The 12,733-nt window shown below is 58.8% G+C and carries 11 protein-coding genes; 2 read left to right on the plus strand and 9 right to left on the minus strand.

All coding sequences use genetic code 11. The features are described 5' to 3' along the window. Window positions 1-196: 196 nt before the first annotated feature. The 6 genes from BJ928_RS14575 to ugpC are packed head-to-tail and all read right to left on the minus strand — an operon-like array spanning window position 197 to window position 7,132. Window positions 197-1,231: a LacI family DNA-binding transcriptional regulator gene (locus BJ928_RS14575; protein ID WP_047630091.1), complete on the minus strand. Its 1,035-nt coding sequence runs from the start codon at window positions 1,229-1,231 to the stop codon at window positions 197-199. Window positions 1,232-1,244: 13 nt separating this feature from the next. Next, complete coding sequence (locus BJ928_RS14580) at window positions 1,245-2,945, minus strand: trehalase family glycosidase (protein ID WP_047630092.1); 1,701 nt, start codon at window positions 2,943-2,945, stop codon at window positions 1,245-1,247. Between the two features lie 2 nt (window positions 2,946-2,947). Continuing rightward, the gene (locus tag BJ928_RS14585; protein WP_047630093.1) at window positions 2,948-3,760 is read right to left on the minus strand and encodes a carbohydrate ABC transporter permease; all 813 of its coding nucleotides are present in this window, start codon (window positions 3,758-3,760) and stop codon (window positions 2,948-2,950) included. Then, window positions 3,753-4,700 carry a sugar ABC transporter permease gene (locus BJ928_RS14590; protein ID WP_183079410.1) on the minus strand — a complete coding sequence of 316 codons (948 nt, stop codon included), beginning with the start codon at window positions 4,698-4,700 and terminating at the stop codon, window positions 3,753-3,755. The genes BJ928_RS14585 and BJ928_RS14590 overlap by 8 nt, the downstream gene beginning before the upstream one ends. Before the next feature lie 20 nt (window positions 4,701-4,720). Continuing rightward, a complete protein-coding gene (locus BJ928_RS14595) occupies window positions 4,721-5,953 on the minus strand; it encodes a sugar ABC transporter substrate-binding protein (protein WP_047630097.1) in 1,233 nt (410 codons plus the stop codon). Between the two features lie 33 nt (window positions 5,954-5,986). Continuing rightward, window positions 5,987-7,132: a sn-glycerol-3-phosphate ABC transporter ATP-binding protein UgpC gene (gene ugpC, locus BJ928_RS14600; RefSeq protein WP_047630099.1), complete on the minus strand. Its 1,146-nt coding sequence runs from the start codon at window positions 7,130-7,132 to the stop codon at window positions 5,987-5,989. Window positions 7,133-7,350: 218 nt separating this feature from the next. Here ugpC and BJ928_RS14605 point away from each other — a divergent pair, with 218 nt between their 5' ends. Beyond that, window positions 7,351-8,430, plus strand: coding sequence for a MerR family transcriptional regulator (locus BJ928_RS14605; protein WP_047630101.1), 1,080 nt, complete (start codon window positions 7,351-7,353; stop codon window positions 8,428-8,430). A gap of 59 nt (window positions 8,431-8,489) precedes the next feature. Here the strand turns inward: BJ928_RS14605 and BJ928_RS14610 are convergent, their stop codons facing one another. After that, window positions 8,490-9,824, minus strand: coding sequence for an aspartate aminotransferase family protein (locus BJ928_RS14610; RefSeq protein ID WP_047630104.1), 1,335 nt, complete (start codon window positions 9,822-9,824; stop codon window positions 8,490-8,492). 143 nt (window positions 9,825-9,967) lie between these two features. Between BJ928_RS14610 and BJ928_RS14615 the strand changes: the two genes are divergently transcribed. After that, window positions 9,968-10,516 (plus strand): cupin domain-containing protein, encoded by a 549-nt coding sequence (locus tag BJ928_RS14615; protein WP_047630107.1) that lies wholly within the window; start codon window positions 9,968-9,970, stop codon window positions 10,514-10,516. 12 nt (window positions 10,517-10,528) lie between these two features. On the opposite strand, the gene dapF is transcribed toward BJ928_RS14615, so the two are convergent. Together dapF and BJ928_RS14625 are read right to left on the minus strand one after the other, a co-directional pair. Next, complete coding sequence (gene dapF, locus BJ928_RS14620) at window positions 10,529-11,329, minus strand: diaminopimelate epimerase (protein ID WP_047630110.1); 801 nt, start codon at window positions 11,327-11,329, stop codon at window positions 10,529-10,531. A gap of 73 nt (window positions 11,330-11,402) precedes the next feature. Beyond that, window positions 11,403-12,722, minus strand: a complete 1,320-nt coding sequence (locus BJ928_RS14625) for an LLM class flavin-dependent oxidoreductase (protein ID WP_047630112.1) — start codon at window positions 12,720-12,722, stop codon at window positions 11,403-11,405. Between the last annotated feature and the right edge of the window lie 11 nt (window positions 12,723-12,733).

A 12,733-nucleotide genomic window follows, 5' to 3' on the forward strand; every position in this document is an offset into this window, starting at 1 on the left:
CTTACTCCGATCTTCGTTTGTGCGTAAGTTTCCTAACAAGGAATATAAACGTTTTCAATACAGATATAAACGTTTTTATTTTCAAATCTGTGAGCAAACCGGAGAAGATGCATGACATCATGAGACAAAGAGAAAAAGCTCCGGGACAATGGGAAAATGACCCGAGTGGCGATAACAGGGCGCTGAAAACGACTTCTCAGCTCTTCGGCATCACACGATCATCCGAACGCTCGATCAACTTCGGCATAATGAGCGCCTGAAGCACCTCCGGCGCCTCGCCTTCCATGCGGCGCAGGATGAAGTTGCCCAGCAACTCGCTCGGCTCGTTGATCGGCAGGAAATAGGTGGTGATCGGCGGCGCGAAGTACTGGCTGACATTGAGATCGTCGGTCGCATTGATGACAGCATCTCGCCCATGCACCAGACCGCGCTCGTGGAAGCCGGAGAAGGCGCCGAGCGCGGAGGCTTCATTGGCGCAGATATAGGCCGTGGGTGGATTTGGCAGGCGAGACATCGTCAGCACGCTTTCGCGACCGAAGGCAGGTGTCAGCCTGTCGTGAACGATAAGAGCCGGATCGAACGGCAGGCCCGCAATCTCCAGCGCAAGGCGATAGGCCTCAAGCCGGGTGATTGCATAGCTCAGATCGGCCATCGGATTGATCAGGGCGATGCGCCGATGACCGCGCTCGACCAGCCGCGCGACGGAGCGGCGGATCATCTGCTCGTTATCGGCATCGACAAAAGCATGCGGATCGTTCTGGATCGTCGTGCCGTAGGTGACGAAGGGGAAATCTGCCTCCTGCATGATGCGGATACGCGGGTCGTCAGCGCGCGTGCCGGAGACGATGATGCCATCGGCCTTCTTGAGCGAGACGATCTGCCGGATCGTCGCTAGACTCTCCTCGAAATTGCGCACGGCATAGAGCGAGACGCGGTAGGGGCTTTCCTCCAGCGCCCAGGAAATGCCGCTCAAGAGCTGGGCATATTCGACGCCTTCCCATTCCTGCTGCTTCGGGCCCGGCGCCGTCATGATAGCTGCAACCTGATAGGTCTTACCGGTGCGCAACTGCACGCCGTGCATGTTGAGCTCGTAGCCGACGCGCTCGGCGGCCGCGACCACGATCGCGCGCGTTTCCGGCCGGACCTGCGGCGAACTCTTGAGAGCTTTCGATACGGTTGCGATCGAAAGCCCCGTTTCCTGCGCGATAGTCTTGATCGTCGGTCTTTGCATGCAGTTCGGCTCGCTACGGCTGATTCGTGCTGAGGGAGGCAGTCAACAGGATATAGACGGCGGATGTCCAAGCGAAGGCCCGGTCGCGCAATCCTCTCCCCGACCGAGCATCGAAGTTCTCGGCCATACCGCTTTTACAGACAAGCGAACAGAACTTTTCCGCAATTGTCCGTGCCATTTCCATTTCTCCTTGCTTGCGCAGACCATCCCAGATGAGCAGCGTGGTCGGCGCCCAGATCGGACCGCGCCAGTAGCCATCGTCCTCGTAGAACGGGCTGTCGACGCTTTCTGTCGCCGGCCCCCACTGCGTGATGAAGCCTCCATCGGCCAGCCGCGCCACGAGCTTCTCTGCCATATCGCGCGGCAATCTCTCGCCGAGGAGCAACGGCATGAACTGGATCAAGTTTTGATCGGGCAGATTGCGGTCCGGGTCTTCCATCAGGCGAGCACGAAAAGTCTCGCCGGTCCAGAGATCCCGGAAGAGCATCGCCTGCAACCGATCCGCCTTTCCTCGCCACTCTTGAGCACGTGCCTCGTCATCCTCCAGAAGGGCGGCAAGCGTATCGCAAGCGAGGATCAGGAAAACAGGCAGATCCGGCGTGATGACCGGCCCTCCCTCGGCGAAGAAGGTCGAATTGTCCCAGCCGCTATCATTGCCATGAAAATAGCATGGGAGCGCGTCGTCGCCGGCCCGGGCATGGGTCAGCCAGTAGTCGATCTGGCGAGCGATCGCAGCGCTGAGATAGGCCTTGCGCTTCGGTGTCAAGAATCCCGGCTGCATCGCCTCGATCATCGAAACGGCCCAGCCATGCACCGGCGGTTTCGTGAAGGCGAAAAGCACGTCGCGATCGTTGACATAGTCCGGCAACAGCCCCGAGGCATCCTGATGATCGAAGATAACGGCGAACTGGTCGAATGCCAGATCAGGATCAACGCCGGCAACGCCGAGAGCCGAGAAAGCATTGTCCCAGCTCCAGATGTTGATCATATGGTTCTTGGACATATAGATCGCCGGACGGGTCAGCGCACCGCCGGAGGGGACTGTATTGGCCCAGAGCAGATAGCTTGCCAGGCGATGCGTTTCCGCCTGATCCACATGGCCTTGCGGCATCCGCTCATGCCACGCGACAAACTCCGAGCTTACGCCGGCAAGAGCTTCCTCGAAGGAGCCGGGACGATCGGCTGGCGGCACCGTGCGGAAGAAATCAATATTGCCCTCGAATGAGCGCGCTCCGGAGAAGGTAAAACTGACCTTCTCCGAATGATCACGCTGCCAGGAGCCGGTAACCTCGAGTGAACCAAGATCGGCCCGCGGGATGAACTTCACATTCTCGACGGCTGCAACGAGACAAGGCTCTCCCCGTGGCGTGCGATAGAGGTAATCATAACGCGATCCCTCAAGATGAAACCGCACGCCACCGGTGCCACGAAGATGCAACCGCTCACCTTGGCCCATGACAAGTTCGATCTCGCCGCCATCGATGCGGGCAGTGAGCCGCTCGGGCGCAAGTTCGAAAGCCGGCTTCGTCGGATTGCCCGAAGCGTCAAGGAAATCCACACGGCAAAGCCGCCCGAGCGACGGACGCTCATCACCACCGGCGACAAAGCGCAGGTAAAGCGCCTGTTCGCCATCGGCTCCCGGCACCGGCATGATCGACAGAGTGAGGAAGCAACCGCGGCGGCTAAAAGGAATATGAGCGATATCGAACGGCATGGCTACCCCTTGACCGACGAGCTGACGGCGCCGTCCATGATGTAGCGCTGCGCCAAAAAGAAGAGCACAAGTGGCGGCAGGCAGAGTATCACGGTGATTGCGGCAATTGATGTCACATCCACCTCATGCAATCCCTTGAACATCGAAAGGCCGAGCGTCAGCGTGTATTTTGACTGGTCATTAAGGAAGATCAGCGGTCCGAGATAGTCGTTCCAGGCATTCATGAAGTGGAAAGTCCCGACCAACACGAGCGCCGGCATCATCAGCGGCAGGTGAATACGCCAGTAGATATCGAAAGAATTGGCGCCATCCATGCGAGCCGCTTCGTCGATCTCTATCGGAACGGTCATGATGTACTGCCGCAGCAGGAAAACGAAGAAGGCATCGGCGAAATAGGCCGGCACGATCAGCGGCTTCAGCGTGTTGATCCAGCCAAGCAGGTTGAACTCCATATAGAGCGGGATCATCTTGACGTCCCATGGGATCATCATGGTGGCGAGCAGCAGGATGAACAGCGGATCGCGGCCGGGAAACTTGAAGCGCGCGAAGCCATAAGCGACCAGAGAGCTGGAAATCAGCTGACCGATGGTCGATGACACAACGACAACGAGCGAGTTCTGGAAATATGTGCCGAACGGCTGCTTGTTCCAGGCAGTGGTAAAATTTTCCCAATGCCATTCCGATGGCCAGAACACCGGCGGGAACCGATAGAGATCAGCCTGACCCTTTATGGCAGTCATGAAGGTCCAGTAGAACGGCGCGATGAAGAGCGCTGAAAGCAGGATCAGAGCGGAATAGAGCAACGTCTTACGCATGATCGCCTCCCTTTTCCCGAACCTCACCCTCGTAATAGACCCACGCGGCGGACCAGCGCATGACAAGCAGGCTGAGCGCGAGCACGATGAGGAACATCACCCATGAGCCTGCAGCCGCGTAACCCATGTCGAAATATTTGAACGCATTGTCGTAGATATACATGGCGAAGAAGTAGGTGGAGCCCAACGGGCCGCCCTTGGTCAGAAGTAGCGCGATCGTCAATTGCTGGAAAGCCGCGATGATCGAGGTGATGAAGGTGAAAAGAAGCATCGGCCCAAGCATCGGCAGGGTGATGAACAGCATTTGTGCCCAACCCGGCACGCCCGAAACCGTCGCGGCTTCATAAAGCTCCTTCGGGATCGCCTTCAGACCGGTCAGAAGGATCAGCATCGTGCCGCCGAAACCCCAGAGGCTGGCGATAAGGATCGCAATGATCGCAAGGCCGGGATCTCCGAGCCAGTTCGGCCCGTCGATACCGACAAGCGACAGCATGAAGTTCAAGAGACCGTATTGCCGGCTGTAGATCCAGCTCCAGATCGTCACAAGGGCAACACCGGAGATGACACTCGGCAGGTAGAAAGCCGTACGGAAAAAGCCGCTTCCCACGGTCGCATGATGCAACATCAATGCGACCAGAAACGAAATGACGATGTTGAACGGCACATAGATCGCCGCGAACTTCACCGTGATCCAGAGACTGTCCCAGAACTGGGGATCGTCAAACAGCATCGTCTGGTAATTCTTGAGGCCGACGAATGTGCGCGCACCCACGACGGGCCAATCGTAAAAGCTCATCGTCAGCGAGAAGAGCAGCGGGCCGAGCGTGAAGAACAGGAATCCCAGTATCCACGGGGAGATGAAGAGATAGGCCGGCAGGTGATCGAAAAATGCCGATCGTCGCTTCGGCACTGCCGGCGTCAGGACGTCCGATTGGGTCATATCCATCTCCCGGCCCCGCCTTACTTCAGGAACCGTTGCGAACGCTTCACGGCATCGTCGAGATGCTGTTTGGCATTGCCCTGGTCGATCATCGTCGCCTCGATGGCACGGGCGAGATTGTCCTGGATCTTGCCCCAATTCTGGTTCTTCAGGAACGCGTGCGTCTGTTCACCCGAAACCGCGAGAATATCGAAGAACGGCTTGTAGATCGGGTCCTTCGTCATGCCCTTTGCCTCGGCGACGCTGGTGCGCACCGGAAGATCGTTGGTGCGCATGGCGATCGCTTCCGGCGAGGAGAAGAACTTGACGAATTCCCAGGCGAGGTCCGGATGGGCAGCATCCTTGGCGATCGAAATCGCCGATACGCCAACGGCCGAGTGCGCAACCTTGTCGCCGAACTTCGGCAGCGGCGCCACGCCATAGTGGAAGCCGGCCGCGTCTATTCCGGCCTTAGACCACATGGCGCTCTGGAACATGGCGATCTTGCCGTCCTTGAACAGAGTCAGGCCGGTGGTATCGTCGCCGACATTCAAGGTGACGGCCTCTTCCTTCTTCGCCATGTCGGCGAACATGTCGAGCACTTCGGCGGCAGCATCGCTGTTCATGTATCCGTCGATCGTCTTGCCGTCGTCGGAGATGTATTTGGTGCCGTTCGACCAGAGAAACTGCTCGAAATCATAGGGGTCCGGCTTAGCATCGACGGCAAAGCCGTAGATCTTCCTGTCCTTGTCGCGGAATTTGGCCGCCTTGGCACGCAGATCGTTCCACGTCCAGCCGTCCTTCGGCTCCTCGACACCGGCGGCCTTGAACATGTCCTTGTTGTAGAACACGACCTGCGTCGTAAAACCGGCCGGCATGCCGTAGGTCTTGCCGTCGACCCGCGTCGTATTCATCAAGCCCTTCGGAAAATCGTCCGGCTTGATCTCGGCGGCATCACGGGCGATGAGCTCGTCGAGCGACAACAGCGACGTGTAGTACTGCGGAAAGTTCCACATATACATGACATCCGGCGGATTGCCGGCACCGAAAGCCGCGACCAGTTTCTGGTCGAAGCCATCGGCATAGGGTTCCACCTGCACCTTCACGCCGGGATGCGCCTCTTCAAACTTGTTGGCGATCTTCTGCTCGATCGATAGGCTCTCTCCCGAATCCCAGGTCGCAAATCGCAGAACCTGATCGGCCCGCGCCGCCGAGCCGCCGGCAAGCACTAGGGCGATCAGCGAATTGACAAAGATCTTCGCACTCTTCTTCATTCCTCTACTCCCACTCCTCTTTTCTACTGCGGATCAGGCGACCCGCTTCCCCTTTTCATGATGGATAAGAGCCTGCGTCTCGGCATCGAGATGGCGGCGAACCGCCTTGCCGTCCGCGTCGAACAGATAGCAATGCTGCGGCGGCAGCCGCAGATGGACCGCCTCGCCGTTGACGACCGGATGCGTACCGCGAACAACCGCGGTTATGGCGCGGCCGTCATCGAGGCTGATATGCACGTGGCTCTCCGTGCCGAGACGCTCGACGAGGCGGACGCTGCCGGCGACCTCTCCCTCGCCGGCAGGAACGATCTCGATCTTGTCCGGCCGGATACCAAGCGTGAATTTGCCACTCATACGGATTACGGGCGGATCGGCTTCGAAATTCACCGACCGCATCAGGCCACCACCTGAGAGGGCAGTGCCGGAGCCATTGATCGACACGCCTTCCACCTCGAAGAAATTCATGCGCGGCGAGCCGATGAACCCGGCGACGAAGAGATTGGCCGGCTGGTAAAACAACTCGAGCGGCGTGCCGAACTGGCTGACCTTGCCCTTATCAAGCACGACGACACGGTTTGAGAGCGTCATTGCCTCGACCTGATCATGCGTCACGTAAATCATGGTCGTGCCAAGACGGGCATGCAGCGCGGCAAGCTCAACGCGCATCGTCACGCGAAGACCTGCATCGAGATTGGACAGCGGCTCATCGAGCAGAAAGAGCTTCGGCTCGCGCACGATGGCGCGGCCGATGGCCACGCGTTGGCGCTGGCCGCCGGAGAGTTGACGCGGCTTGCGACCGAGCAACTCCTTGATGCGCAGGATGTCGGCGACATTCTCGACGCGGCGATCGATCTCGCCACGCTTCATGCCGTTGAGCGCCAATCCAAAGGACAGGTTCTTGCGCACGTTCATGTGCGGATAGAGCGCGTAGTTCTGGAAAACCATCGCAATGTCGCGCCTCGCCGAAGGCTCATGCGTGATGTCGCGCTCACCAAGACGAATAACGCCGCCATCCAGCTTTTCAAGGCCGGCGATCGAGCGTAACAACGTGCTCTTGCCGCAGCCCGAAGGACCAAGAAAGCAGACGAATTCGCCATCTGCTATATCGAGGTCGATGCCCTTGAGCACCTCCAGTGCGCCAAAACCCTTGCGGAGATTATCGATACGAATGGGTGCCAACGGCTTCCTCCCTGTCGGCGATGCGAGCGCTTGTTAAACGTTTATATCAAAATAAAAACGTTTAACTTCTTTGTAAAGAGGCTTCGCCGACGTTTTTGCGATGAGTGTGGACGAAGGGTGGGATAGTCGCTGCTGTCGAGATTTATGTGGGACGAGTTTTTCTCGCTTGAGCCGGACCTAAGGTCATACCTTATGGAAGATTCCCGAAGGAGCTTTCGATGTCAGGACACGCCCGCGACGAAGTTTTGGTCACTGCCTTGGAATGCGCCGAGCGCACGGGAATAACCATTCGGGCATTGCGGCTCTACGAGCAGCACGGCTTGATTGCCCCGCGCCGCACCTCGAAACAATGGCGTCTTTATGGGCGTGACGAGATTGCGCGCCTGAACGAAATTCTCGCCCTAAAAACACTCGGCCTCAGCCTCCGCGATATCGCAAGGCTCCTTCGAAACCACCCGACGGACCTGACCCATACACTGACACTTCAACGCGGCGCCCTGGAGGAAACCCGAAAGCGCGCCGAGCATGGCTTGCAGGTGATAGCCGCACTGCAGTCGAAAATCGGCTCGGGAGCCACCGTCTCAGTCGACGATCTCATTCATTTGGCAAGAGAGACCAACATGACCGAAACATCAAAGGATACGCGCGCCTGGCGCAGCTATGAACAGATGCGCCCGAGAATCGAAACTGTAATCAATCCCAACTTGCTTGGCGATTACGCAGGCGCCTACTCCACCGAGGACGGGACGATTTCGATCGTTTCCGAGCGAAACGGCAGGCTCTTCTATCGTATCGTTGGACAGCATGACATCGAGATCCTACCGGAGGGTGAAAGCCAGTTCTTCATGAAGGAACTGCCGGTGCAGATCACGTTCGAGCGAGACAATGGCGAAGTCAGAAATCTGATTCATCACCAGAACGGTTTTGAGGATCATGCCGAAAAGATGAATCCGGAGCAGGCGCTGTCCATCGAAGACGAGGTGAGACAGCGCATGGAACATCAAACGCCCATGCCTGATGGCGAACACATTTTGCGACGTGTGATCGAGGAGCATGCACGCGGAAAGCCGGATATCACCGGCATGTCTCCCGGGCTGGCGGTACTTGCCAGTGAGCAGAAGAATCACATTCAAAGCGAGCTCGAAAAGGCGGGGCCCGTGAAGGAGCTGTCGTTCAAAGGCGTTTCGCATGGCCTCGACATTTACGACGTCAAATTTGAAAACGCCAAGATGGAATGGGGCTTTGCCCGAACCTTCAAGGGAAAGATCAGCCATCTCTATCTGAGGCCCACCTTTTAAGGCGGCCTTTTAGAGGTTACCTGGCCGGCGCCATCGACGCCGGCCAGTCCTAGACATTATCAGGCTGCCCGCTTCAGCGCATCGCCGAGCACGGAGACGATCGTCTCGATCTCGGCGCGCTCGATGATGAGCGGCGGAGAGAGGGCGATGATATCGCCCGTGACGCGGATCAGCAGGCCCTTTTGGAAGCAGTCGACGAAGACGTCGTAGGCGCGCGCGCCGGGAGCGCCATCGCGCGGTGCAAGTTCGACGGCGCCGACGAGGCCGAGATTGCGGATGTCGACCACATGCGGCAGGCCCTTCAGCGAATGCAGCGCCGTCTGCCAATCATCCGCCAATTCGGCTGCGCGGGTGAGCAGGCCCTCTTCCTCGTAGATTTCCATGGTCGCAAGGCCGGCAGCGCAGGCGACCGGATGCCCCGAATAGGTATAGCCGTGGAAAAGTTCGATCTGGTTTTCCGGGCCGGTCATCAGCCCATCATAAACCTTGCGGCTGGCAAAGACGGCACCCATCGGTATCGTGCCGTTGGTGATGCCCTTGGCGGTCGTGATGAGATCGGGAACGACGCCGAAATAATCGGTCGCGAACGGCGTGCCCAAGCGGCCGAAGCCGGTGATCACTTCGTCGAAGATCAACAGGATACCGTATTTATCAGCGATGGCGCGAAGCCGCTCCAGATATCCTTTCGGCGGCAGAATGACGCCGGCCGAACCAGACATCGGCTCGACGATGACGGCGGCGATCGTTTCAGCACCGTGCAGCGCGACAAGGCGCTCCAGATCCTCGGCAAGTTCGATACCATGAGCGGGCAGGCCCTTGCTGAACGCGTTGCGCTCAATGTCTAGCGTGTGGCGCATGTGGTCGGCGGGGATTTGCGGGAAGACGCGGCGGTTGTTGACCAGGCCGCCGACGGAAATGCCGCCGAAGCCGACGCCATGATAGCCTTTCTCGCGGCCGATGATGCGGGTGCGCGTGCCCTGCCCGATCGCGCGTTGATAGGCGATGGCAATCTTGAGTGCTGTATCGACGGATTCGGAACCCGAGCCGGTGAAGAACACGCGGTCAAGCCCGGCCTCGGGCCCGCCCGGCGCATGCGCGGCAAGCTTTGCCGCAAAATCGAAAGCGATCGGATGGCCCATCTGGAAAGTCGGAGCAAAATCCATCGTCGCCAGCTGGCGCTCAACCGCCTGCGCGATCTTCTTGCGGCCATGGCCGGCGTTGACGCACCAGAGGCCCGCCGTTCCGTCGAGCACCTTGCTGCCGTCGACGTCGGTGTAATACATGCCATCAGCGGCGGCGAGCAGCCGAGGTGCTGCCTTGAACTGCCGGTTTGCGGTAAACGGCATCCAGAAATTGTCGAGAACCGGGGTGTTGGGATGGGTAATCTTGTCCATTGTCGCCTCCAATACGCTTTCCCTGACATCAGCGATTTTCGTGTCCCGAACAAGTCCTTTTCTTGTCAACTTTAAGCCATTGATTTTGCTTCGCCAGCATGTGATGTTTTCGATATTTCGAACATCTGAAACTCGAGGCCACGATGTCCGTCGATATCGGCAATCGCCTGCGTCATCTGCGCCTGGCGCGCAATCTTTCCCAACGCGAGCTGGCGAAGCGCGCAGGCGTCACCAATTCGACAATTTCACTGATCGAATCCAATTCGGCCAATCCGTCCGTCGGCGCGCTGAAGCGGATTCTCGATGGCATCCCCATCGGCCTTGCCGAGTTCTTCGCCTTTGAACCGGAAGCGCCGAAGAAGGCCTTCTATGCGGCGGAGGAATTGATCGAAATCGGCAAGGGCCCGATTTCCTATCGCCAGATCGGCGAAAGCCTCTTCGGCCGCAGCCTGCAGATTCTGAAGGAGTGCTATCAACCCGGCGCCGATACCGGCAAGGTGCCGCTGGTGCATGAGGGGGAGGAAGGCGGCATCGTGCTGTCCGGCCGCCTGGAGGTGACCGTCGATGACGAACGCCGCATTCTCGGCCCCGGCGATGCTTATTATTTCGAAAGCCGCCGCCCGCATCGCTTCCGCTGTGTCGGCCCGGTGCCCTGCGAGGTCATCAGCGCCTGCACGCCGCCGAGCTTTTAGTGGCCGTGATCGTCACGCCTCCCAGACACCGTGAAAAACCGATTGGACAGGTCCCTTGAGCGATACGCCGCCGGCACCATTCCATGTAACCGTCAAGGAGCCGCCGTCGCATTCGACCGCCACGGTATCTTGCAACAGGCCGCGACGAATGCCGTTGACCACGGCGCCGCAGGCACAGGATCCAGAGCCGGACGAAATGCCACCGCCGCGCTCCCATATTCGCAGCCGAATCCGCTCAGGATTGATCACCTGCACGAAATGCACGTTGGTTCCCATTGGAAAGAGAGAATGCCTTTCGATTTCCGGTCCTCGCGCCTCGATTTGAACGGCTTCCGCGTCCTCGACAAAATGGGTGCAATGCGGATTTCCCATGCTGCAAGCGGCCGGGCTGCCATCCAGTGGCAGTCTCAAAGTGTCCGCCTCACGAGCAAGCGGGACGTCAGCCCAGTGAAGAAGGGGGTCGCCCATATCAACCGCTATCAGGCCATCCTCCGCCTGTTTGCAGGTCAGAAGTCCGCGTTCGGTTCTTACGGTCACGCACGAAGACTGCATTTCTCGCATTAGCTTCCATGCCACCCCGCGCGTGGCGCTGCCGCAGGCATCCAGCGTCGAGCCGTCGGGATTCCAGAACATGAGACGAGCGTCCGCATCCTCGCAATCGGTCATGACGGCGAGCTGATTGAACCCGACCCCGCGATTGCGATCGCCCAAGCGCCTGACGATCCCGGCATTGATGAATGGCTGCTCTCCACGGCAATCGACAATGACGAAGTCGTCTCCGTTGGCATGCATTTTCTCAAAGCCAAATGACATTTGGTCGTCCGATTTCCATCCCGCTCCGCAACTTGCAACTTGAGGCCTAGCCTACCCCTCAAGTCGATCGGCGTCACGCCGTCGGCGAAAGATGCCGCAGCGCTCGGCGATCCTCCAACGGCTCGGGCAGGCCGAGGTTAGCGCGCAGGGTCGCGCCGACATACTCCCGGCGATAGACACCACGCTCCTGCAGGAGCGGCACGATCTTCTCGACGAATTCGTCGAATCCGCCCGGCGTCAGATGCGGGGCGAAGACGAAACCGTCCGCCGCGTCGGCCTGTACGTAACGATTGATCTCGTCAGCAATGCTTTCAGGCGTTCCGACGAACTGCTTTCTGCCGGTGACGCGGATTGCCAGCTCTCGGATGCTGAGACGATCCCGCTCGGCAATTTCGCGCCACTGCCGCGCCGTCTCCAATCGCCCCTTGGTATCCTTGTTGGTGGTGCGTCCGTGAGACAGGCGCTCGGCGGAAACATCAGGCTCGACCTCCGGCAGCGGCCCTTCCGGGTCGTAGCTCGAAAGATCTTTGTTCCAGACCTGCTCGAGAAACGCGATCGCGCCTTTGGGACTGACCTGCTGCCGTCGTATCGCCTTCAGCTTCTCGTCGGCATCTGCCTGTGTATCTCCGATGACGAAATTGGCCCCCGGGAGGATTTTCAAGGCATCCGGACTGCGACCGTATTTTGCCAGACGCTTCTTCACGTCCTGGTAAAAAGCCTGCCCCGCTTCAAGCGAGCCGTGACGGGAATAGATCAAGTCCGCATGGCTTGCAGCAAATTCTCTTCCCTGATCGGAATCTCCGGCCTGAGCTATCACAGGAGCACCTTGCGGCAACGGCCCGAGGTCGGATCGGCCGTCAATATCGAAGTATCTGGACCGGATCGAAAACTCCCTGCCACTCCAGATGCTTTGTGCCGCGTCGACGAAGCCGCGAGCACGTTCATAGCGCTCTTCGTAGGGGAGATGATCTCCACGGCGAAAATTCGCGCCCGTAAAAGCGTCAGGCGACGTCACGACATTCCAGCCGGCGCGCCCAGCGGAAAGTATATCCAGCGTCGCCAATTGCCGGGCCAATGCATAGGGTTCGTTGAATGTGGTCGTCAGCGTGCCGATCAAACCGACATGTTCGGTGATCGCGGCAAGCGCCGTCAGAATTGCAAGCGTGTTCGGGCGACCGGCGACATCCAGTTCGTAAAAACGCCCCTTCTGCTCGCGAATGCGCAAGCCCTCGGCCAGAAACATGAAATCGAATTTTCCTTGCTCCACCGTCTCGACAAAGTGACGGAAGGACGAAAACTCGATCTGGCTTCCGGCCGCCGGATCGCTCCAGACGGTGAAATTGTTGACCCCTGGAAATTGTGCGCCAAGAATGACCTGTTTCTTCTTCGTCATGCGAGAGCTCC

Origin of the sequence: Rhizobium sp. WW_1 (assembly GCF_003610155.1) — a bacterium.
GTDB lineage: Bacteria > Pseudomonadota > Alphaproteobacteria > Rhizobiales > Rhizobiaceae > Rhizobium > Rhizobium tropici_A.

What these genes read in the sequence shown, in the direction of transcription:
- BJ928_RS14575 (WP_047630091.1), bottom strand. Translation starts at nt 1,231, where the DNA reads ATGCAAAGACCGACGATCAAGACTATCGCGCAGGAAACGGGGCTTTCG.
- BJ928_RS14625 (WP_047630112.1), bottom strand. Translation starts at nt 12,722, where the DNA reads ATGACGAAGAAGAAACAGGTCATTCTTGGCGCACAATTTCCAGGGGTC.
- dapF (WP_047630110.1), bottom strand. Translation starts at nt 11,329, where the DNA reads ATGTCATTTGGCTTTGAGAAAATGCATGCCAACGGAGACGACTTCGTC.
- BJ928_RS14595 (WP_047630097.1), bottom strand. Translation starts at nt 5,953, where the DNA reads ATGAAGAAGAGTGCGAAGATCTTTGTCAATTCGCTGATCGCCCTAGTG.
- BJ928_RS14610 (WP_047630104.1), bottom strand. Translation starts at nt 9,824, where the DNA reads ATGGACAAGATTACCCATCCCAACACCCCGGTTCTCGACAATTTCTGG.
- BJ928_RS14605 (WP_047630101.1), top strand. Translation starts at nt 7,351, where the DNA reads ATGTCAGGACACGCCCGCGACGAAGTTTTGGTCACTGCCTTGGAATGC.
- BJ928_RS14580 (WP_047630092.1), bottom strand. Translation starts at nt 2,945, where the DNA reads ATGCCGTTCGATATCGCTCATATTCCTTTTAGCCGCCGCGGTTGCTTC.
- BJ928_RS14615 (WP_047630107.1), top strand. Translation starts at nt 9,968, where the DNA reads ATGTCCGTCGATATCGGCAATCGCCTGCGTCATCTGCGCCTGGCGCGC.
- BJ928_RS14590 (WP_183079410.1), bottom strand. Translation starts at nt 4,700, where the DNA reads ATGACCCAATCGGACGTCCTGACGCCGGCAGTGCCGAAGCGACGATCG.
- BJ928_RS14585 (WP_047630093.1), bottom strand. Translation starts at nt 3,760, where the DNA reads ATGCGTAAGACGTTGCTCTATTCCGCTCTGATCCTGCTTTCAGCGCTC.